Origin of the sequence: Candidatus Pelagibacter sp. Uisw_099_02 (assembly GCF_047727625.1) — a bacterium.
Taxonomy (GTDB): domain Bacteria; phylum Pseudomonadota; class Alphaproteobacteria; order Pelagibacterales; family Pelagibacteraceae; genus Pelagibacter.
Window position 1 is genome coordinate 753,713 of record NZ_CP159822.1, and the last position, 20,946, is coordinate 774,658.

General features: G+C 29.5%; 26 protein-coding genes, 1 pseudogene and 1 riboswitch. Of the genes and pseudogenes, 13 read left to right on the forward strand and 14 right to left on the reverse strand.

What is annotated here, in order from left to right; translation table 11 throughout:
• The first annotated feature begins 20 nt into the window (after positions 1-20).
• Genes moaA through ABXT47_RS04185 form a run of 7 tightly spaced genes read left to right on the forward strand, consistent with a single transcriptional unit; the run spans position 21 to position 4,239 of the window.
• The gene (gene moaA, locus ABXT47_RS04155) at positions 21-1,013 is read left to right on the forward strand and encodes a GTP 3',8-cyclase MoaA (protein WP_415307881.1); all 993 of its coding nucleotides are present in this window, start codon (positions 21-23) and stop codon (positions 1,011-1,013) included.
• Positions 1,014-1,559: a cyclic pyranopterin monophosphate synthase MoaC gene (moaC, locus tag ABXT47_RS04160; RefSeq protein WP_415307882.1), complete on the forward strand. Its 546-nt coding sequence runs from the start codon at positions 1,014-1,016 to the stop codon at positions 1,557-1,559.
• Positions 1,560-1,566: 7 nt separating this feature from the next.
• The gene (locus ABXT47_RS04165; protein ID WP_415307883.1) at positions 1,567-2,034 is read left to right on the forward strand and encodes a thioesterase family protein; all 468 of its coding nucleotides are present in this window, start codon (positions 1,567-1,569) and stop codon (positions 2,032-2,034) included.
• Positions 2,031-2,300: a molybdopterin biosynthesis protein MoeD gene (locus ABXT47_RS04170; protein ID WP_415307884.1), complete on the forward strand. Its 270-nt coding sequence runs from the start codon at positions 2,031-2,033 to the stop codon at positions 2,298-2,300. Before ABXT47_RS04165 ends, ABXT47_RS04170 begins: the two co-directional genes overlap by 4 nt.
• Positions 2,300-2,752 (forward strand): molybdopterin synthase catalytic subunit, encoded by a 453-nt coding sequence (locus tag ABXT47_RS04175; RefSeq protein WP_415307885.1) that lies wholly within the window; start codon positions 2,300-2,302, stop codon positions 2,750-2,752. The genes ABXT47_RS04170 and ABXT47_RS04175 overlap by 1 nt, the downstream gene beginning before the upstream one ends.
• Positions 2,739-3,644 (forward strand): protein-methionine-sulfoxide reductase catalytic subunit MsrP, encoded by a 906-nt coding sequence (gene msrP, locus ABXT47_RS04180; RefSeq protein ID WP_415307886.1) that lies wholly within the window; start codon positions 2,739-2,741, stop codon positions 3,642-3,644. The genes ABXT47_RS04175 and msrP overlap by 14 nt, the downstream gene beginning before the upstream one ends.
• A 25-nt stretch (positions 3,645-3,669) precedes the next feature.
• Positions 3,670-4,239, forward strand: a complete 570-nt coding sequence (locus ABXT47_RS04185; protein ID WP_415307887.1) for a sulfite oxidase heme-binding subunit YedZ — start codon at positions 3,670-3,672, stop codon at positions 4,237-4,239.
• Here ABXT47_RS04185 and ABXT47_RS04190 read toward each other — a convergent pair.
• Both ABXT47_RS04190 and ABXT47_RS04195 read right to left on the reverse strand, forming a co-directional pair.
• Positions 4,236-4,580: a DUF779 domain-containing protein gene (locus ABXT47_RS04190; protein ID WP_415307888.1), complete on the reverse strand. Its 345-nt coding sequence runs from the start codon at positions 4,578-4,580 to the stop codon at positions 4,236-4,238. The two genes, ABXT47_RS04185 and ABXT47_RS04190, sit on opposite strands and share 4 nt — an antisense overlap.
• A 45-nt stretch (positions 4,581-4,625) precedes the next feature.
• Positions 4,626-6,176 (reverse strand): annotated as a pseudogene (locus tag ABXT47_RS04195) (aldehyde dehydrogenase family protein).
• 313 nt (positions 6,177-6,489) lie between these two features.
• Between ABXT47_RS04195 and ABXT47_RS04200 the strand changes: the two are divergent.
• On the forward strand, positions 6,490-6,735 hold the full coding sequence (locus ABXT47_RS04200) for a DUF1244 domain-containing protein (protein WP_415307889.1): 246 nt from the start codon (positions 6,490-6,492) through the stop codon (positions 6,733-6,735).
• On the opposite strand, the gene ABXT47_RS04205 is transcribed toward ABXT47_RS04200, so the two are convergent.
• Positions 6,736-7,236, reverse strand: a complete 501-nt coding sequence (locus tag ABXT47_RS04205; RefSeq protein WP_415286774.1) for a molybdenum cofactor synthesis domain-containing protein — start codon at positions 7,234-7,236, stop codon at positions 6,736-6,738. It lies immediately after the preceding gene.
• A gap of 18 nt (positions 7,237-7,254) precedes the next feature.
• On the opposite strand from ABXT47_RS04205, the gene ABXT47_RS04210 reads away from it, so the two are divergent.
• The 3 genes from ABXT47_RS04210 (at position 7,255) to ABXT47_RS04220 (ending at position 9,693) form a co-directional block, all read left to right on the forward strand.
• Positions 7,255-8,001, forward strand: coding sequence for a TSUP family transporter (locus tag ABXT47_RS04210; RefSeq protein ID WP_415307890.1), 747 nt, complete (start codon positions 7,255-7,257; stop codon positions 7,999-8,001).
• A 29-nt stretch (positions 8,002-8,030) separates the two neighbouring features.
• Positions 8,031-8,621: a 2OG-Fe(II) oxygenase family protein gene (locus ABXT47_RS04215; protein ID WP_415307891.1), complete on the forward strand. Its 591-nt coding sequence runs from the start codon at positions 8,031-8,033 to the stop codon at positions 8,619-8,621.
• A gap of 90 nt (positions 8,622-8,711) precedes the next feature.
• Positions 8,712-8,775: riboswitch (SAM riboswitch) on the forward strand.
• Positions 8,776-8,784: 9 nt separating this feature from the next.
• Positions 8,785-9,693: a homocysteine S-methyltransferase family protein gene (locus ABXT47_RS04220; protein WP_415284153.1), complete on the forward strand. Its 909-nt coding sequence runs from the start codon at positions 8,785-8,787 to the stop codon at positions 9,691-9,693.
• Here the strand turns inward: ABXT47_RS04220 and ABXT47_RS04225 are convergent.
• Positions 9,686-10,573 carry a DMT family transporter gene (locus ABXT47_RS04225; protein WP_415307892.1) on the reverse strand — a complete coding sequence of 296 codons (888 nt, stop codon included), beginning with the start codon at positions 10,571-10,573 and terminating at the stop codon, positions 9,686-9,688. The two genes, ABXT47_RS04220 and ABXT47_RS04225, sit on opposite strands and share 8 nt — an antisense overlap.
• Positions 10,570-11,049 carry a YbaK/EbsC family protein gene (locus ABXT47_RS04230; protein ID WP_415307893.1) on the reverse strand — a complete coding sequence of 160 codons (480 nt, stop codon included), beginning with the start codon at positions 11,047-11,049 and terminating at the stop codon, positions 10,570-10,572. The genes ABXT47_RS04225 and ABXT47_RS04230 overlap by 4 nt, the downstream gene beginning before the upstream one ends.
• Positions 11,050-11,196: 147 nt before the next feature.
• Between ABXT47_RS04230 and glnA the strand changes: the two genes are divergently transcribed.
• Positions 11,197-12,603 carry a type I glutamate--ammonia ligase gene (glnA, locus tag ABXT47_RS04235; protein WP_168606510.1) on the forward strand — a complete coding sequence of 469 codons (1,407 nt, stop codon included), beginning with the start codon at positions 11,197-11,199 and terminating at the stop codon, positions 12,601-12,603.
• A gap of 235 nt (positions 12,604-12,838) precedes the next feature.
• Here glnA and ABXT47_RS04240 read toward each other — a convergent pair whose 3' ends face one another.
• From ABXT47_RS04240 to ABXT47_RS04275, 8 genes are read right to left on the reverse strand one after another with little or no spacing between them, the layout of a single operon-like run.
• Positions 12,839-13,171 (reverse strand): HesB/IscA family protein, encoded by a 333-nt coding sequence (locus ABXT47_RS04240; protein ID WP_020169243.1) that lies wholly within the window; start codon positions 13,169-13,171, stop codon positions 12,839-12,841.
• Positions 13,171-13,467, reverse strand: coding sequence for an iron-sulfur cluster assembly protein (locus ABXT47_RS04245; RefSeq protein ID WP_168606511.1), 297 nt, complete (start codon positions 13,465-13,467; stop codon positions 13,171-13,173). Before ABXT47_RS04245 ends, ABXT47_RS04240 begins: the two co-directional genes overlap by 1 nt.
• 3 nt (positions 13,468-13,470) lie before the next feature.
• Complete coding sequence (gene sufU / locus ABXT47_RS04250; protein ID WP_168606512.1) at positions 13,471-13,941, reverse strand: Fe-S cluster assembly sulfur transfer protein SufU; 471 nt, start codon at positions 13,939-13,941, stop codon at positions 13,471-13,473.
• Positions 13,938-15,158 carry an aminotransferase class V-fold PLP-dependent enzyme gene (locus tag ABXT47_RS04255; RefSeq protein ID WP_415307894.1) on the reverse strand — a complete coding sequence of 407 codons (1,221 nt, stop codon included), beginning with the start codon at positions 15,156-15,158 and terminating at the stop codon, positions 13,938-13,940. The genes sufU and ABXT47_RS04255 overlap by 4 nt, the downstream gene beginning before the upstream one ends.
• A complete protein-coding gene (sufD, locus tag ABXT47_RS04260) occupies positions 15,155-16,420 on the reverse strand; it encodes a Fe-S cluster assembly protein SufD (protein ID WP_415307895.1) in 1,266 nt (421 codons plus the stop codon). The genes ABXT47_RS04255 and sufD overlap by 4 nt, the downstream gene beginning before the upstream one ends.
• Positions 16,407-17,138, reverse strand: a complete 732-nt coding sequence (gene sufC / locus ABXT47_RS04265) for a Fe-S cluster assembly ATPase SufC (RefSeq protein WP_415272176.1) — start codon at positions 17,136-17,138, stop codon at positions 16,407-16,409. Before sufC ends, sufD begins: the two co-directional genes overlap by 14 nt.
• Complete coding sequence (gene sufB, locus ABXT47_RS04270) at positions 17,138-18,580, reverse strand: Fe-S cluster assembly protein SufB (RefSeq protein WP_415307896.1); 1,443 nt, start codon at positions 18,578-18,580, stop codon at positions 17,138-17,140. The genes sufC and sufB overlap by 1 nt, the downstream gene beginning before the upstream one ends.
• A gap of 1 nt (position 18,581) precedes the next feature.
• On the reverse strand, positions 18,582-19,007 hold the full coding sequence (locus tag ABXT47_RS04275; RefSeq protein ID WP_415307897.1) for an RrF2 family transcriptional regulator: 426 nt from the start codon (positions 19,005-19,007) through the stop codon (positions 18,582-18,584).
• Between the two features lie 148 nt (positions 19,008-19,155).
• On the opposite strand from ABXT47_RS04275, the gene ABXT47_RS04280 reads away from it, so the two are divergent.
• Positions 19,156-19,800: an alpha/beta hydrolase gene (locus ABXT47_RS04280; protein ID WP_415309365.1), complete on the forward strand. Its 645-nt coding sequence runs from the start codon at positions 19,156-19,158 to the stop codon at positions 19,798-19,800.
• Here ABXT47_RS04280 and ABXT47_RS04285 read toward each other — a convergent pair.
• Entirely contained in the window at positions 19,797-20,924 is a 1,128-nt protein-coding gene (locus ABXT47_RS04285) for an anhydro-N-acetylmuramic acid kinase (RefSeq protein WP_415307898.1), read from the reverse strand. The genes ABXT47_RS04280 and ABXT47_RS04285 overlap by 4 nt on opposite strands.
• Positions 20,925-20,946 lie beyond the last annotated feature (22 nt).

Here is a 20,946-nt window from a genome sequence, read left to right on the forward strand (position 1 = left end):
TATAATGTAATAAAAATAAGATGAAAACATTAAGTGATACTTTTGGAAGAAAATTCCCCTATATAAGATTATCAATTACAGATGTATGTAATTACAGTTGTACCTATTGTTTACCACAAGGTTATAAAAAAACACCCGGAGATATGAGAAGTTTTATGTCTGCTCAAGAAATATCCAGATTAACAAAAGCGTTATCTGAATTAGGTGTTTGTAAAATTAGATTAACTGGTGGAGAACCAACAGTTAGAAAAGACTTTTTTGATATCCTTAAAGATATGAAGCAAAATTCAGATATTCCAAAAGTAACAATGACGACTAACGGTTATCGTTTGGACAAAATTGCAGAGCAATTATGTGAAGCAGGTTTGGATGGAATAAATATTAGTATAGACAGCTTAAATAAAGAAACTTTTAAAAAAATAACAGGTCATGACAGACTTGATGAAATTTTAGAAGGCATAGAGATTTTACAAAAATTTAATTTCAAAAATATAAAGATTAATGCCGTTTTACTTAAGGGTATTAATGATACCCATGATGAGTTTAAAAAATTTGGAAATTTCATAAAAGATAACAATATTGATTTTAGATTTATAGAGTTGATGCAAACAGGTGATAATTTAGAGTATTTTAAAAAAAATCATGTTTCCTCTAAAATATTCAAAGATTTTTTAGAAAAAAATAACTGGATCCCTCAAACAAATGGGAAAGATGCAGGCCCTTCATTAAATTTTATACATCCAGAATTTAAGGGGAAATTTGGATTAATTGCTCCCTACACGAAAGATTTTTGTCAAACATGTAACAGATTGAGAATTACCTCTAGAGGTGATTTAAGATTATGTTTGTTTGGTAATACTGGAATTAGTATTAGACATTTATTGCAAGATGATGCTCAAAAAGATGAGCTTGTAGATTTAATAATTAAACAATTACACCTTAAAAAAGAGTCACATTATTTAGAGCTTGGAGATACTGGAATTACTCCAAATTTATCAAGTACTGGTGGATAAATGGAAAACTTAAAAGTGATAAATGAAGAAAAATTAAAAGATTGGGCTAGGGAAATTTTTAAAAAAAACTCATTTAACATGATTGATGTTTCGTCAAAAAAAGAAACATTTAGAAGAGCATTAGCTTCCGGTAAAATTTATGTGGGTAAAGAAGTTTTTAATCTAATTAAAAATAAAGAAATGCCTAAAGGTGATCCGATCACCTTAGCTGAAGTATCAGCAGTCTTAGGTGTTAAAAAAACTAGTGAATTGATTCCACTATGCCACCCACTTCCAATAGATCATACAGCAACTAAAATTATCATGCATGATGAAGATGCTTCATTAGAAGTTTTTTGTGTTGTGTCTGCTGTTGCAAAAACTGGTGTAGAAATGGAAGCTATTATGGGTGTTAATACTGCACTAATAACTATTTATGATTTAAGTAAAATTGTAAATCCACATCTCAGAATTGATAATATTAAGTTATTAATTAAAGAGGGTGGAAAAAGTGGTTTATGGACTAATCCTGATGGCTTACCAAAATTTTTAAAAGATATCTTTTAGATTAACTGTGTCTATTTATTTAAAATCACAAAAAATAATTAAAGAATGGGTTGATTATAATAATCACCTTAATATGGCTTATTACGTTTTAATTTTTGATCAAGCATGTGAGGTAATACTTGAAAAATTTAAAATGGGCGCAGACTCAGCTAAAAATGAAAAAAGAAGCACGATGGTAGTTGAAACCAATACTAAATATATTAGTGAAATAAAACAAGATGATGAAGTGGATATCATGCTCACTTTTTTTGATCATGATAAAAAAAGACTACATTTAAAACTTGAAATGATCGAAAAAAAAACAAAAAAAATTTCAGCTTCTATAGAGTGGCTTTCCTTATACATTAACCTAGAAGTTAGAAAGGTTACAGATTTTGAAAATGAAAAGATAGAAATAATGGATCATTTTATTGATCAGAATAAAGATAATTTTAATAATGAAGATTTAAAATTTTCATCTAAAATAAAAAAATGAAAATTAAACTTGAACTTTTTGGTGCGAGTAGAGACTTTAGTAACAAAGATCACTTAGAGTTTAACATTAAAGGACAGCTTGAAATTAAAGATTTTAGGAAAGAAATAATTAATTATTTAGATAAAAACTTTAAGGGTAATGAAAGTTTCATAAAAATTGTAAAAAGTTCTGCTTTTTGTTCTGAAGATAATAATATTATTAATGATGATTTTAAAATTACAAAAAATCAGAAAATTGGGATTATACCGCCAATAGGTGGTGGTTGATGCTACATACAAAAATTATAGATATTGAAAAAGATAAAATAAAAACTTCTGTAGCAGAAGTGTTTATAAAATCTTCCTCATATGGTGCATCAATTATTTTTAATGGCACAGTAAGAAATATCAATGAAAATAAAGAAGTTATTGGAATAACTTATGATAGTCATGACGAATTAGTATTAAAAAGCTTTAATGAAATTTATAAAGAAACTACTGAAAAATTAAAAATTATGGATAAAGCAGTATTTATAGAACATGTTAAAGGTTATGTGGGGCTTGGTGAAACTAGTATTATTATTGCAGTTGCCTGCAAACATAGAGATGAAACTTATGTGTTATCTAGATATATTATTGAAGAAATTAAAAAAAGATCTCCTATATGGAAAAAAGAACATTATAAAAATGAACAAAGTGAGTGGCTAAAAGGTAATCCTATTAAAAATGAAAAAATATAAACATTCAGAAATTACACCTGAGCAAATATACAATAAAAGAAGAAAGTTTATTAAATCTATTGGCTTAAGTGTAGGTTCATTAACCTTAAGTAGTGTACCGTTTTTAAACAATGCTTATTCACAAAATAAAGCTGAGCTAACTTCATATAAGGATATTACGACTTATAACAACTATTATGAGTTTGGAACTGGAAAAGGTGACCCTTTCAAAAATTCACAAGAATTTGTTACTAAACCATGGAGTGTTACTATTGAAGGTGAAGTAGACAATCCAATCACACTTTCAGCTGAAGAAATAATTTCTTTATTTCCTTCCGAAGAAAGAGTTTACAAACTTAGATGCGTTGAAGGGTGGTCTATGGTAATTCCTTGGATGGGATTTTCTCTAAGTAAATTACTTAGCAAAATATCTATCAAAAATACTGCTAAATTTGTTGAATTCGAAAGTGTTTATGACCCTGAACAGATGAAAGGCCAGAGATATCCAGTTTTAAATTGGCCTTACAGAGAAGGATTAAGAATTGACGAGGCTATGCATCCTATAACAACAGTTGTTACTGGCCTTTATGGAAAGGCATTGCCCAATCAGAATGGAGCTCCATTAAGAATTTTTGTTCCTTGGAAATATGGTTTTAAAAGTGCAAAAGCAATTGTTAAAATAAAATTAGTTGAAAAAATGCCTACATCATCTTGGATGAAATCGTCTCCAAGAGAATATGGGTTTTACTCAAATGTTAATCCAAACGTTTCACATCCAAGATGGTCACAAGCAACAGAACGTGTCATAGGTGAGGGTATTTTGTCTCCTAGAATTGAAACTGAAATGTTTAATGGGTATGGTGATGAAGTTGCAAATTTATACTCAGGTATGGATTTAAAAAAAAACTTTTAAATACATAAAATTTTTTTTATAAAATATGCAGAAATATATAAAAATACCAATTTTCTTTATATCTCTACTACCAATATTAATTATTTTTTATCAAATTATCTTTAATCAGTTAGGTCCAGAACCTGTAAAAGAAATTACACATGTAACTGGTAATTGGACACTTCGTTTTATTATAATCACACTTGCAATGACTCCTTTACAAAAGTTTACTAAATTAAATTTTTGGATTAGCTATAGAAGAATGTTTGGCTTGTTTGTATTTTTCTATGCATCAGCACACATGATGACTTATGTGGGTTTAGATTATCGGTTTGACCTATCTAGTATTGGTGATGATATTGTTAAAAAAAAATTTATATTTGCTGGATTTTTAGCTTGGCTTTTATTAGTGCCACTTGCTCTTACTTCATCTAAACGAATGATAAGGCTGTTAAGAGATAAGTGGAAAAAACTACACAAACTTATTTATATAATTTCATTATTAGGAATTACTCACTACTTGTGGTTAGTTAAAGTAGTCACAGTTGAACCCTTAATCTATCTTATTATTATTGTAATTTTACTTATGCTAAGAGTTAAAATGAAATTTAATTAATTAATTAATTTTTCAGGTACACAAATCTCAGATCTTGTTAAAAATCTTCTTCCTGTTCCATTATCTAGTGAAAACATTCCACCCATGCCTTTAATACAATCAATAATTAAATCTGTATTTTTCCATGCTTCATGTTGGGTTTCGCTTATATAAAAAGGAATACCCCCAATTTTACCAATCAAAACATCATCATCACTTATAAGGAATTCTTTAACTGGATAACACATCGGGGCACTGCCATCACAACATCCACCAGATTGATGAAAAAGCAATTCTTTACCATGATCTTTCTTTAGATCCTCAATTAATTCTAACGCTAATGGTGTTGCTGAAACTTTCATAGTTATATGGCCTGTAGTTTTATACAGGCCATTATAATATATCTGTTAAAAGAAGCCTAATTTTTTCTCACTGTATGACACGTGTAAGTTTTTCACCTGTCTATAATGATCAAGCATCATCTTATGTGTTTCTCTGCCAATTCCAGATTGTTTGTAACCTCCAAAAGCAGCATGAGCTGGATAAGCATGGTAACAGTTAGTCCAAACTCTTCCTGCTTGGATCCCTCTTCCCATTCTATAGGCAATATTTCCATTTCTAGTCCAAACACCTGCTCCTAAACCATAAAGAGTATCATTTGCAATTTCTAATGCATGCGCTTCATCTTTAAATTTAGTAACTGATACAACTGGACCAAAAATTTCTTCTTGGAAAACTCTCATAGAGTTATCACCTTCAAAAATAGTAGGTTGGATATAATTACCTTTTTCCAAACCACTGTTTAAGTTAGCAACTTCACCTCCACATAGAACTTTAGCACCCTCTTTCTTACCTAAATCTAAGTAAGATTTTATTTTTTCCATTTGCTCTAATGATACTTGAGCACCAATCATGGTTTCCATTTTTAAAGGGTTATCTTGTGTTACTGCTTTTGTTCTAGCGATAGCTCTTTCCATAAATTTATCATAGATAGATTCTTAAATCAAAGCTCTACTAGGACAAGTACAAACTTCTCCCTGATTAAGAGCAAACATTGTAAAACCCTCAAGACATTTATCAAAGAATTCATCATCTTGATCCATGACATCTTCAAAGAAAACATTTGGAGACTTTCCACCTAATTCTAAAGTTATTGGAATTAAGTTTTGAGCAGCATACTGCATAATCAAACGTCCAGTTGTTGTTTCACCTGTAAAAGCAATCTTTCTGATTCTTTTAGATGAAGCTAATGGCTTACCTGCTTCAAGACCAAAACCACTTACAACATTAAGAACTCCAGGAGGTAATAGATCTCCAATAAGCTCCATTAATAGTAAGATTGATGCTGGTGTTTGTTCAGCTGGTTTTAAAACTACACAGTTTCCTGCAGCAAGTGCTGGTGCAAGTTTCCATGTTGCCATTAATAACGGGAAGTTCCAAGGTATAATTTGTGCAACTACACCAAGTGGCTCAGGTATATGATAAGAATACTCACTGTTACTTATCTCTGAAACAGAACCTTCTTCTGCTCTTATGGCTCCAGCAAAATATCTCCAATGATCAACAACTAATGGTAAATCAGCTGCCATACATTCTCTGATTGGCTTTCCATTATCTAGACATTCAGCAGTAGCTAAAAGCTCAAGGTTTTTTTCAATAACATCAGCTATTTTAAGTAGAATATTAGATCTTTCAGTTATTGATGTAATTCCCCAAGTAGGAAAAGCAGCATGTGCAGCATCTAATGCAGCCTCAACATCTTTTGCATCTGACCTTGGAACGGAACATATAACTTCATTATTGATTGGGCTTACGTTGTCAAAATATTTTCCAGATTTTGGTTCAACGAATTTTCCTCCTATAAAATTTCCATATTTTTCTTTAAATGGAAATTTAACTTTTAAGTGAGACGTATCTAGTAACGGAGATCGTCCACCTTTTACTGTTTCTGTGCTCATTTTTATCCTCTCTCTCTTATTGTTATTCTTTAGCTTATTTTTTTTTAATGGTTTACGTAACTTCTTTTTGGTCACACCTTTTTTCTTTTTAACTTTTTTAATATTTTTAGGTGATCGTTTGACCAAGTTTTTCTTAATTTTTTTTTTGGCTTTACGTTTAGACTTTTTGGCTGTTTTTTTCTTTTTAGTAGCCATCCAATATTTAAACAAATTTTAATATTAAGATCTATGTATTATATTATTAAATTTCTACTCAAGATTGAATAAGGCCCTATATCTTGTGCTTAATTGAAATGTGTCTAATAATTTGTTCATGAATGAAAATACAAAAAAAGAATTACAGTCTTCTACTTTTGAGAGATTACTTAAACATTTAGATGAGCGAAAAGATGTTCAAAATATAGATATTATGAACCTTGCTGGTTTTTGTAGAAACTGTTTATCAAAATGGTATCGAGAAGAAGCAGAAAAAAAAGGTATTGAAATTTCAGAGCTAGAAGCACGTGAACATGTGTATGGTATGCCTTATCCAGAGTGGAAAGAAAAATATCAAAAATAATTATTTTTCTTTAAGTCTTGGAAACAGCTCTACAAAGTTACAAGGTTTATGATTTATATCTAGCTGATGTTTTAAGATTCCTTCCCAAGCATCAGTAACACCACCTGAAGATCCCGGTAGAGCAAACACATATTTACCATTAGCTAGCACAGCACAAGCTCTAGATTGAATAGCAGATGTACCAACTGTCTTTAAACTAATTGTTCTAAACACCTCTCCAAAACCTGGAATATGCTTGTCAGCAATCTCATTTACTGCCTCTGGTGTTATATCGCGACCCGTAAGTCCTGTTCCACCAGTTGTAATAATAACATCTATTTTGGATTGATTAATCCAATCTTTAAGGATTATAATAATGTCTTCTTTGTTATCTTTGCAAATTTTTCTATCTATTAATTTATGTTTAGCCTCTTCTATTTTTTTTACTAAGATCGCACCGGACTTATCATTCTCAAAAGTTCTAGTATCTGTAACTGTTAAAAGTGCTATATTTACAATCATAAATTTAAAATAATTACTGTGATTATATTATCATTTTTATTTCTTCTAACAGCAACTTTATACTCTAGTGTTGGATTTGGCGGTGGTTCTACCTATCTAGCTCTTCTATTAATTTGGGATGTTCCTTACTTGATCTTTCCTGTAATTGCCCTCTTTTGTAATATTATTGTCGTTTCAGGAAATTGTATTAACTATATTAAAGCTGGAAATATCAATCTAAGGATACTTTCTCCATTCTTAATATCATCTGTTCCACTTGCATTTATGGGGGGATTATTATCAATAGATAAAGAAGTTTTTGAAATTTTACTTTTTACTGTCTTAACATTAGCGGGAGTTCTCCTTCTTCTGAAATTTAAATCTTTTGATCAAAAAAGTGAAGTTTATAAAAAAATACCAATAATATTATCATTGTTAATTGGTGCATCTATTGGATTTGTGTCTGGCGTGGTTGGAATTGGTGGTGGTATTTTTTTAAGCCCTATATTGTTATTAATTAGAGTGGATAAAGTAAAAAACATTGCAACAGCCTCATCATTATTTATATTGATTAATTCTGTATCAGGACTTGCTGGTCAATTTACAAAATCATCAACGATAAATGGAATTTTTGATTATTGGCCATTATTTTTACTCGTTTTATTAGGTGGTCTATTAGGAAATTATTTAAATCTTAAAATTTTTCCTACAAGAATATTAGCTCTAGTAACATCAGCACTTGTCATATTTGTCGCTATTCGTATGGGACTGAAGTTGTTTGCATAACACAAGTATTAAATTATTATAGATAAAATATGAAAACATTTAGAGCTTTTGGCCCAACTATAGGAAAAAGTAAGTTATCCAAAAAAATTATTACTACATTAAATGCTCACATTGACAAGTCTCAATTTTCTAAAAAAAATGATTACAGTTCTAAACTGGCAAGTCAAATTAAGAATGAAATCAAGATACCTAAAACAATAATTAATAAAACTTTATCTAAAGATTTAATAAAAAATATCAAAATTTATCTTGATAAGTCTGACGTAAAAAAAATTAAAGAAATTAAAATAATTAACCTATGGGTAGTTAGACAATTAAAAAATGAGTATAACCCTATTCATTATCATGATGGACAATTGTCAGGAGTTGGTTACCTTAGAATCCCAAAAGACATGAATCAAAATAAATTAGTTAAGAATAAAAAAATTAAAACTAATGGAACTATCGATTTTATTAATGGACAAAAGAACTTTTTGAGCAAAAGTATCTATAATTTAAATCCTAAACTAGGAGATCTATTGATTTTTCCTAATTATTTAATGCATACAGCCTACCCATTTAATGTTGATGGTGAGAGAAGATCTTTCTCTTTTAATGCTAAAATATTATTCAAAAAATAATTTGCTAATCAGTCTATTAAGTATATAAATATATTTACCGATTTGATCCATATTGCAGGTACTAACTGCTAAAAAGGAAATCATTAAATTAATTGGTAAGGGTAGTTGGACTATATTGTGCCCCTGGCATAAAGCTAAAGCACTAAAAAAGCAAGGAGTAGAGATGGATATAAATTTTTTTAAAAAAACAAGAGTTCTAGATGGTGGAATGGGTCAAGAATTATTAGCAAGAGGTGTTGAAGCAAATGGTACTCTCTGGAGTGCTAATGCATTATTGCATAAAAAATATCATCAGCTTTTGCTTGATACACACTTAGATTTTATAAATTCTGGTGCTGAAATTATTGTAACAACAACATTTACTACAAGAAGGATGAGATTAAGAGATAATGGTATTGAGGATAAATTTGAATACTTAAATACTAAAGCTGGTGAAATAGCTAAAAAGGCAAAAGATTTAAATCCACATATTTTAGTTGCTGGAGGATTGCCTCCTCAATATTTAACCTATGAAGCAGACACAAGATCTAATGATGAAATTAAAGAAAATTTTTATGATCAAGCAAAATTACTTGATCCTTTTATAGATTTTTTTTATTTTGATGTATTAAGTAGCGTAAGAGAGTTTAAATTAGCTATCGAAGCCATAAAAAGTTTCAACAAACCTTATCTAATTGGTGCTCATGTTTCGGAGGGAGTAAAGTTACCAAGTGGTGAAAATATTTCTGAGATTATCACAACAATAAATCACAAAAATTTACTTGGAATAATACTTTCTTGTGTATCACCAGAAAATTATGAAAAAAATCTTAATGAAATAAAAAGTTTAGATGTTCCATTTGGCTTTAAACTAAATGGGTTTATCACAACAAAACCTACAGCAGGTTACACAAATACTTTTAATAAAAGTAAAACAGGAAACCCAAATGAATTTCTGGGTCACAGAGAAGATCTAGTGCCAGAAAAGATGGCTTTATTTGTAAAAAAATTTAAAGAAGCTGGGGCCACTATTTTAGGAGGTTGCTGTGAAACCAGACCAGCACACATTAAGGAGATGGCTAAACTTAAATAATTTTTTTATTTCCTGCTTTTTTTACAAAATAGAGACCCACTAAAACTGCTAACAATGAAGTTAAAACTTTATCAGTAATTAATTCATCTAAAAATATATAACTTAATATAATTCCAAAAATAGGTATTAAATAAGAAACTTGAGATTGAAATATTAGTCCATTATTCTTTAAAATTCTAAATCTAAGAAGCCATGCTAAACCTGTTGATACAAGACCAAGATAAACTACAGAAATACATGACTCTATTGAGGGTGCAGTTTCCCAAGGTTTTTCTATAAAAGAAACTAATGGTATCAAAATTATTATAGCCCAGATTAATATTGATCCTGTTACATTTTCATTTTTTTTATCACTTATTTTAAGAGTTAAAACTCCACCTATGACATAACAAGTTGATCCAAGTAAAATCATTAATGCTGAGAAAAAATTATTATCATTAATTAAAAAATTATCTGAAAATAAATAAACAATTCCTGAAAAACCAATTAATATTCCAAATGTTTTAATAAAGTTAAATTTTTCATTTTTAGTAAAAAAATGTCCTAATAAAGTTGAGCTTAATGGTGTGGTTGACATTAATATTGCTGCTAGATTACTTTGAACTGATTTTACACCGTAGGCAATTAAGAAAAATGGTAGTACTAAATTTACAAATCCAATTATAGCAAACCAATACCAATCTTTTGAAAAGGCTTCTATTTTAATTTTTTTGTAAAAGCATAATAGTAATACTGGAATAGATCCAAAAAAAACTCTCAAAAATGCAATTGTGATTGGCCCAAAAGACTCTGTTGCAATCTTGATATTAAAAAAGGCTGAAGCCCATATTAAAGATAAAATTACCAATAAAGTATAATCGATTAGTTTAGGTTGTCTCATTCAATTATATCTTCAACTTTCCCATTTGTAATTTTTTGAATATTAATAAAGTTTATTTTAAATACACAGTTTGGATGTCCAGCTGCTGCAAAAAGGTGAATAAACCTTTCTAAAGATTTGTCTATTATAATCTCAATCTTGTTTAAATGACCAATTGGTGAAACACCACCAATTGTGTATCCAGTTTGGGTTTTAACTTCTTCTGGTGACGCCATTGAAATATCTTTTTTATCTTTCAGCTTTTTAAGTTTATTTAATGAACACCTCTTATCTCCTGCTACTAAACATAAGATAAAATCATCCCCTGCCCTAAAAAGTAAGCTTTTGACAATCGCACCTACATTACAATCTAAAGCTTTAGCAGCGTCTTGAGCTGTTCTTGCTGAATTTTCTAAAATAATTACCTCTAAAGATTGGTCAAAACCCTTAAGAAATTTTTCTGCTCTTTTAACGGCCTCTTTATCTAATAAGCTCATATTGCAACTAATAATTGATTGATAATTTAACAAATAATGATGTAATTCATATGTAAAAAACGCATAGGTGATATTTATTATTCAAGCAATATTATCAAGAAAATATTTGTTATCTATTGATTACAAAATTTAAAAAAGGGAGAAACTATGACTGCTGCCAACGTTTTAAAATTCATGAAAGAAAAAGAAGTCGAATTTGTTGACTTAAGATTTTCTGACCCAAGAGGGAAACTTCAACACTTAACAATGGATCATACTATTGTTGACGAGGAGATGTTAAATGAAGGCGTGTTTTTTGATGGATCATCTATTGCTGGTTGGAAAGCAATTAACGAATCTGACATGATTTTGAAGCCAGATACTTCAAGACTTGTTATGGATCCTTTTACCTCACACAACACATTAATTCTTTTTTGTGATATTTTAGATGCTGTTAAAAGATCTCCTTATGAAAGAGACCCAAGAGGAACAGCTAAAAAGGCAGAAGAATATTTAAAAAAATCAGGCGTTGGTGATAAGGCATTCTTTGGCCCTGAACCTGAATTTTTTGTATTTGATGATGTAAGAATTAATAATGATCCTAATAACACTGGTTTTAAAATAGATAGCAAAGAAGGTCCTTATAATTCTGGAACAGAGTATGCAAATGGAAATATGGGTCATAGACCTCCAGTAAAAGGTGGTTACTTTCCAGTACCTCCAGTTGATAGTGAACAAGACATGAGAGGTGAATACTTAAAAAGTTTAAAAGAAGTAGGTATCAAAGTTGAAAAACATCACCACGAAGTAGCACCGAGTCAGCATGAACTAGGTATGTACTTTGGAACACTTGTTGATCAAGCTGATAATGTTCAGTTGTACAAGTATGTTGTTCAAATGGTTACTCACTCTTTTGGAAAGACTGCAACCTTTATGCCCAAACCAATTGCTGGTGATAACGGTTCTGGAATGCATATTCATCAATCAATTTGGAAAAATGATAAGCCAGTTTTTTCAGGCGATAAATATGCAGGTTTATCAGAGACAGCACTTCATTACATTGGTGGTATTTTAAAACATGCAAAAGCAATTAATGCTTTTTCAAATGCTACAACAAATAGTTATAAAAGATTAATTCCTGGTTTTGAAGCACCTGTGTTACTTGCTTACTCTGCAAGAAATAGATCTGCTTCTTGTCGTATACCAATTTCATTAAGTAAAAATGGTGCAAGATGTGAAATAAGATTTCCTGACGCTTCAGGAAACCCTTATCTAACTTTTGCTGCTATGCTTATGGCTGGTTTAGATGGAATTAAGAATAAAATACATCCTGGTGAATCTTTTGATAAAGATCTTTATGATTTACCCCCTGAAGAAGTTAAAAATATTCCAACTGTTTGTGGTTCTCTAAGAGAAGCCATGGAAAGCTTGGATAAAGATAGAGAATTTTTAACTGAAGGTGGTGTTTTTACTGATGATCAAATAGATGCTTACATCGCATTAAAATTTGAAGAGATACATAGATTTGAACATGCACCTCATCCTGTAGAGTTTGAGATGTATTACAGCAGCTAAGACTAATTACTGTCTAGTTGTTGCGATTGTATCTTTGTTAATTCCCTTTTTGACAACGTAATCCTGCGTGCCGTTAGCACCAGTGTTTACTTCTTTTCGAAGAGTCTTGAAGAAAGTTCTTTCTTTCAGTGACTTTTCTAAAGATTTAACAAGATTTTTAAATTCGAATTTGTTCATACCTATTTAATACCTTAGATATGTGATATTTGCAATACTGATATGCGTTAAAGTAATATTAAACTTTGAATGATTCACCACAACCACAACGCTCAGATTCATTGGGGTTATTAAATACAAATGATGATGAAAATTCTTCTTTTTTATAGTCCATTTCAGTGCCCAATAAGTACATAACGGCTGCAGCATCCACAAAAACCTTAACACCTTTGTCTTCAATTATTTCATCTGATGGGTTAATTTCTTTTGCATATTCCATTACATAAGACATGCCAGCACAACCACCAGACTTAACTGCAACTCTAACACCAATTGAATTCGACTCAACTCCAGACATAATTTCTTTAATACGACTTGCAGCATTATCACTTAATTTAATTATAGGATTCATTATAGATTTAACTCCAATTTAGCAGCTTCCGACATCATTGATTTTTCCCAAGGTGGTTCAAAAACTAAATCTAGATCAACTTCTTCAATACCCTCTACTTGCATCGCACTATCTTTAACTTCCTGAGGTAAACTTTCTGCAACAGGACAATTTGGTGTAGTCAAGGTCATTATAATTTTAGCTTTAGTCTCGTTTACCTTAACATCATAAATTAAACCTAATTCATAAATATTGACCGGTATCTCTGGGTCATAAATTTTTCTAATTTCAGCTATTACTTGTTCTCTTAAATCCATAATTTAATCTAATTTTTCAGTATTAATTTCTTCTTGAGTATTGTCAATCGCAGAAACTAAAGTGTGCCATGATAAAGTTGCGCATTTTACCCTCATTGGATATTTTTTTACTCCAGATAAGCACATTAATTTAGTTTTTTCATCCTCTTTTAAATTTTCTGAATTTAATTTAGGATTTTCTTTTATCATTCCTAAAAAATCTTCAATAATTTCTTTAGCTTCATGTTCATTCTTACCTTTAATTAAGTCTGTCATAATTGAAGCTGACGCCATTGAGATAGCACAACCACTACCTTCAAAAGAAATATCTTCTACTATTTTTTGTCCATTAAGTTTTAAATAAACATGTACATTGTCACCACATAAAGGATTATGTCCTTTAGCGTCTTTATTAAAATCATCAGTCTTACCAAGGTTTCTTGGATTTTTACCATGCTCTAGTATTATTTCTTGATATAATTCTTTTAAGTTCATTTTTGATTAAAAATTTTTTTACAATTATTTATTGCATCATTAAGTTTATCTAAATCTTCTCTCGTATTATAAATTCCAACAGATGCTCGAGAGCTTGCAGGTATATTTAATTTATCATGTAGGATTTGACAGCAATGATGGCCCGCTCTAATTGCGACTCCATCTTCATCTAAGATAGTTGCTACATCATGTGGGTGAATACCCTCAATAGTAAAAGATAAAACTCCACCTTTATTTTTAGGATTACCAATTAATTTAACTGAGTTATTTTTTTGTAATAGTTTCTGCCCATATTCAACTAAGTCAGCTTCATGTTTCACCACATTATCTATACCAATTCTTTCTAAAAATTTAATAGACTGATCAAATGCAATCACTTGAGCTGTAGCCATAGTTCCTGCTTCAAATTTATTGGGTAAATCACCATAAGAAATTCTATCTTTTTTAACTTCATTGATCATTCCACCACCACCTTGATATGGTGGCAATTCTTCTAGCCATTTTTTTTTACCATACAAAATTCCTAAACCAGTTGGGCCATACATTTTGTGACAAGAAATTGCGTAAAAATCACAATCAAGATCTTGCATATCTAATCTTAAATGAGGAGCACCCTGACAACCATCAACTACAACAATTATTCCTTTTGAATGAGCAAGCTCTGTTATTTCTTTAATTGGCAAAATAGCACCAGTAACATTTGATAAATGTGTAATTGAAATTACTTTTGTTCTAGAGGTAATTTTTTTTTCTATCTCTTCTAATGTAACTTCACCATCATCATTGATTTCAGCAAAATTTATTTTTATATTTTTTGATTTTCTTAAAAAATGCCAAGGTACATAATTAGAATGGTGTTCTAATTCAGTGATGAGCACTTCATCACCTTCTTGTAAATAATTTTGACCCAATGTATTAGCAACTAGATTAAGTGCTTCTGTTGCACCTTTAGTAAAAACAATTTCATTTTTATCCTTGGCATTAATAAACTTTTGAACTGAAGTTCTTGTGTTCTCATATAAATTTGTAGCAGCAACTGCAAGATAATGAACACTTCTCCCTACATTGGAAAATTGTTTAGTATAGAATTCATTAATTCTATCTATTACAACCTTTGGTTTTTGAGAAGAATTTGCACTATCAAGATAGACCAAATCATTATTTTGAATTTTTTCATCAAAAATAGGAAACTCTTTTTTTATCTTTTCTATATTCATTCTTTAAGTCCAATCGTGTTTTTTATTAAATTTTTAATTTCAGAATCTGTTATTTTTTCTATTACATCTAGTAAAAACCCATTAATTAAAAGTTCTCTTGATTGTTGATAATTTAATCCCCTAGACATTAAGTAAAATATAGAGTCTTCATCTAAACTACCTGATGCAGAACCATGTGAGCATTTAACATCATCTGCATAAATTTCTAATTCTGGTTTTGCATTAAATTCAGATGCTTCATTTAATAAAATTGCTTTACTTAGTTGATATCCATCTGTTTTTTGTGCTTCTGAATTAACAAATATTTTTCCCTGGTATACAGCCTTAGAATTATTGTCTAAGACACTTTTAATTAGTTGATAGCTTTTAGTATTTTCTGTTAGGTGATTTATTGTAGTTCTAACTTCATGATGTCTATCATCAGAAAGTGAAAAAATACCATTTATAAATGCTGATGAATTTTTTCCATTTAAGTTACAATTAATCTCATTCTTAAAAAAATGTGATCCAGATGATAAAATAAATGTTTCCGATATACTGTTATCAGCTTGTTCAATGTTATTAAAAGAATATTTTACATTCTTATTTTTTATTTTATCAATTTTATAATTTTTTAAAATTGCATCTTGCTTTAAATCAAAATTATAAAAAATATTTAAAAAATTTTTTTCTGAATTATCATTAAATAAATCTATTATTCTTAGAGAGCTATTTTCTTCTAATTGAAAATCTAAGCTTAAATTTATGTTTTTGGTCTTAATCTTATCATTTGTTATATGATAAATTATTAAAGGTTTTACTAATTGATAACCTTTTTTAATCAAGATTTTATAAGATTTATCGGTAAAAGCCTTATTTAAATCAATTAAAGTGTTAAAGTTATTTGACCTATTATCAATTTCTGGCTCATCAATTATTTCTATCTTATCTTTCTTTTCATAATCAAAATCAATTTTTTCAATCCTACCATTTATAAAGACGATCTTGTTATGCTCTAATCCATCAATAAATACTGATGTATCAATCTTATTTGATAATGAATAATCATTATAAAAACTAAGATCACCAATATTTTTTTTAATTATTTGATTTAAATCAGAAAATTTCCAGTTTTCTTGTCTTCTGTTTGGAAAACCTGTTTTTATAAATTCATTCAAAGAGTTTTGTTTAAGCTCAATATCTCTTTTGGTGAAACTTGAAGTTTTTATAATATTATCAAAATCTATTTGAAGTTGTTCTTTCATAAAATTAAAAACTTTCATATCCTTTTTTTTCTAGTTCTAATGCTAACTCTGCTCCACCAGATTTGATAATTTTTCCATCTTTCAATACATGCACAAAATCAGGTTTAATATAATCTAGCAGCCTTTGGTAATGCGTAATTATTAGAAAAGAATTTTTCTTATCCCTTAAAGTATTCACCCCATCAGCAACAATTTTTAAAGCATCAATATCTAATCCTGAATCGGTTTCATCTAAAATTGATAACTTTGGTGCTAACAATGACATTTGCAAAATTTCATTTTTCTTTTTTTCTCCACCAGAAAAACCAACATTTAATTGTCTATTTAGTTTTTCTTCATCAAACTTAAGTTCTTTTGCTTTTTCTTTAACTAATTTTAAAAATTCGATAGCATCAAGCTCTTTTTCACCTCTTGCTTTTTTCACTGCATTTAATGAGGTTTTTAGAAATATATTCGTATTGACACCAGGAATTTCTAAAGGATACTGAAATGCTAAGAAGATACCTTTGTGTGCTCTTTCCTCTGTTTCTAAATCAAATAAATTTTTATTTTCAAAAAGAACCTCCCCTGAAACTTCATATCCTTTTTTACCTGATAAAATATTTGATAACGTACTTTTTCCAGATCCATTTGGACCCATTATAGCATGGACTTCTCCTGGGTTTATTTCAAGAGAAAGCCCTTTTAAAATTTCTTTGCTATCTATCTTTGCATTTAATTTATTTATCTTTAACATTAGCCAACACTTCCTTCCAAACTAATACCAACTAGCTTTTGAGCTTCTACAGCAAATTCCATCGGTAGCTGTTGTAATACCTCTTTACAAAATCCATTCACTATTAGTCCAACTGCTTCTTCTTGGCTCAAACCTCTTTGCTGACAATAATGAAGTTGTTCTTCACTTATTTTTGAAGTTGTTGCCTCGTGAGCAGTATTTGATTCTGAGTTTTTATTTTTAATATATGGAACTGTATGTGCTCCACACTTATTACCCATTAATAATGAGTCACATTGAGTATAATTGCTAGAATTTGATGCTTTAGAGGAAATATCAACAAGGCCTCTGTAAGTCATATCTGAAAATCCTGCACTTATTCCTTTCGAAATAATTTTACTCTTTGTATTTTTACCTAAATGGATCATTTTTGTACCTGTGTCAGCTTTTTGATGATTATTTGTAATTGCAATTGAATAGAACTCTCCAATTGAATTATCCCCTTTTAAAATACAACTTGGATATTTCCAGGTAATAGCAGATCCTGTTTCTACTTGTGTCCATGAAATTTTAGAATTTTTACCTTTGCACAAACCTCGTTTAGTAACAAAATTATATATTCCACCTTTTCCATCTTTATCTCCAGGATACCAATTTTGAACTGTAGAATATTTTATTTCAGCATCATCTAGTGCTATCAACTCTACATTAGCAGCATGTAATTGATTTTCATCTCTCATAGGAGCTGTACATCCTTCTAAATAACTTACATAACTTCCTTTATCTGCAACAATTAAAGTTCTTTCAAACTGACCTGTGTTTGAAGCATTTATTCTAAAGTAAGTTGATAATTCCATCGGACATCTTACGCCCTCAGGTATATATGCAAATGAACCATCGGTAAAAACAGCAGAATTAAGAGTTGCAAAAAAATGATCAGTTGTAGGAATTACAGATCCTAAATATTTCTTAACTAGTTCAGGATGATTTTGAATAGCCTCCGATATAGGACAGAAGATAATTCCTAGCTTAGACAGTTCTTCTCTAAAAGTTGTGGCAACTGAGACAGAGTCAAATACTGCATCGACTGCAATACCATTTAATCTTGCTTGTTCTTGAAGTGGGATCCCAAGTTTTTTATATGTTTCTAAAAGTTTTGGATCTAATTCGTCTAAACTTTTAGGTTTATCGTCCATACTTTTTGGTGCAGAATAATAATATAAATCTTGATAATCAATTTTTGGATACTTAGGTTTTTGCCAATCTGGTTCTTTTAATTGTTTAAATCTTTCAAATGCTTTTAATCTAAAATCAAGCATCCATTTAGGTTCTTTTTTTATGTTTGAAATAAATTTAATTACTTCTTCATTTAAGCCTTTGGGTGCTGTTATACTTTCAATGTCAGTTGAAAATCCATATTTATAATCTTTTAATTTTTCTATTTCTTTTTCTCTAGCGTCCATTTTAATTTCTACTTTCTGATGAGTTGCTTATAAGATCTTTTAAATTTTTTTGTTCAAAAAAATTATTGATATGAAGCTCAAGTTCATCCCACAAATTATGAGTAATACACTTTGTTGTCTTGCTGTTACATCCTTTTTTAGACTCTTTTTTACATTGAACAGTTTTAACTTCTTCATCTACAGCACTAAGTATATTTGCTAATTTAATTTCTTCTGGTTCTTTGTTTAAGATATAGCCACCATTAGTTCCTCTAATGCTTTTCACAATATTGTATTTTTTTAATTTAGAAAAAATTTGTTCTAAAAAGTCCAAGGAAATTCCCTGTCTTAACGATATATCTCTTAAAGATACTGGATTAACACTATTAAACTTAGCGAGATCAGCTAATGCCATTACTGCATATCTACCTTTTGATGTTAATTTCATTTTACCCTTATTTAAGAAGGCTTTTTATACAAACCTGACTAAATTAGTCAAGTATACATTTCATAAAAAAGTTAACATATTGTCGCTTAGTTGTGATAAGTGTATTTTTTTTTGAGAATAATAATCAATATCATTTATGGATAACAAAATTGTAGAAGTTTTTATACCTGGCCCTGCCGGAAGAATGGAAGCTAAATATTATAAGAGCAATAAAATTACATCACCAATAGCGTTAGTATTACAACCTCATCCTCAATATGGAGGAACAATGAATAATAAAGTTGTAGTAGATACATTTCATACCTTTATGGAAAATGAATTTTCAGTTTGTAGAGTAAACTTTAGAGGTGTTGGAAAAAGTGATGGCGAGTTTGATAATGGTCAAGGTGAATTGGCAGATGCTGCAGCTGCATTAGATTGGTTAGAAAGAGAAAATTTTGATAACTCACAGTGCTGGGTTTCAGGATTTTCTTTTGGGTCTCTAATAGCTATGCAATTACTTATGAGAAGACCTGAGATAAATAGATTTATCGCTATATCACCTCAGCCAAATGTGTATGATTTTTCTTTTTTATCACCATGCCCCACGTCAGGCTTAATGATTTATGGAAAAAAAGATGAGCTAGTGCCACAAGAGCATATTGCTGATCTTGATAAAAGATTAAGTGCTCAAAAAGGAATTAAGGTAGATTTTCAAGCAGTAAATGATGCTAATCATTTTTTTACTAAAACAGAAGATGTGTTAGTAAAAAGTTTGGACAAATATATTAAAAAAGAATCTGCTTTATTTTAATAATTTTGAACTAAAACTCCACCTGTGCATGAATTTTTAACATTAGTCGTTTTAGGAAAAGATATTTTTTTATTTAAATAAGATCTTATTGCAAGATATGCGAAAGCTTGTGATTCCACAAAATCACCATTAATTTTATAATCATCTATTAGCGAAAGGTTTATGCTAGATGGAAGTTTTTTTTTAATACTACCTAATAAAGACAGGTTTTTTCTACCTCCTCCACAAATAAGTATGTTTAGCCCTCTATCTTTACTTAAATTAATAGAATTAATAATTGATTTATAAATGATAGAAGCTGTAAAATCAGTTAAAGTTGATAGTCCATCTTCCATTGATAATCCTCTCACAAAACTTAAATCAAAATCTTTCACATCAAATGAAAGGTTGTTGTTACTTTTTATATTATCAAAATTTTCAATTGCTTGATTTAAAATAACTTCATTTGTTTTTCCTGCTTTAGCTAATTCACCGTTTTTATCGAATCTTTTTTCACTATTTATTCTTGTCCATTCATCTAATAAACAATTACCCGGTCCAATGTCATAACTTTTTAAATCATTAGAATTTTTAGAAGAAACTATTGTTATGTTTGCTATGCCGCCAATATTTAATATGCATATGGGTAATCTAATTTGATTTTTGTTTACTAGTATTTGGTGAAAAATAGGTGCTAAAGGTGCACCTTGACCACCATTAAGTATGTCATTTTCTCTAAAATTATAGATAACTTTTTTCTTTAAAAGCGATGATAGTAAATTAGCATCACCAAGTTGTTTTGAAGTTTTCTCATTAGCACTATGAAATATGGTTTGTCCATGAAATCCAATTAAATCTATATCAGAGGAGTAATCACTTATAATTTTTTTACAAATAACAGCGTGAAATAATGTAATTTTTCTCTCAAGTTCACTTAATATAGTTGAATTAATCTCTAAATCTCTAGAAGAGTTAATTTTATTCCTGATATTAACCAGTTCTCTATATATATTCTCATCATATTTAAAATATTGGTCAAAAACTGTTTCGTATTTATCTTCACCATTTGATTTAATGATGGATGCATCAATTCCATCCATTGAAGTACCACTCATTAACCCCAAAGATGTATAAAATTTTTCCATTCTTATTTTTTTTTTATAAATA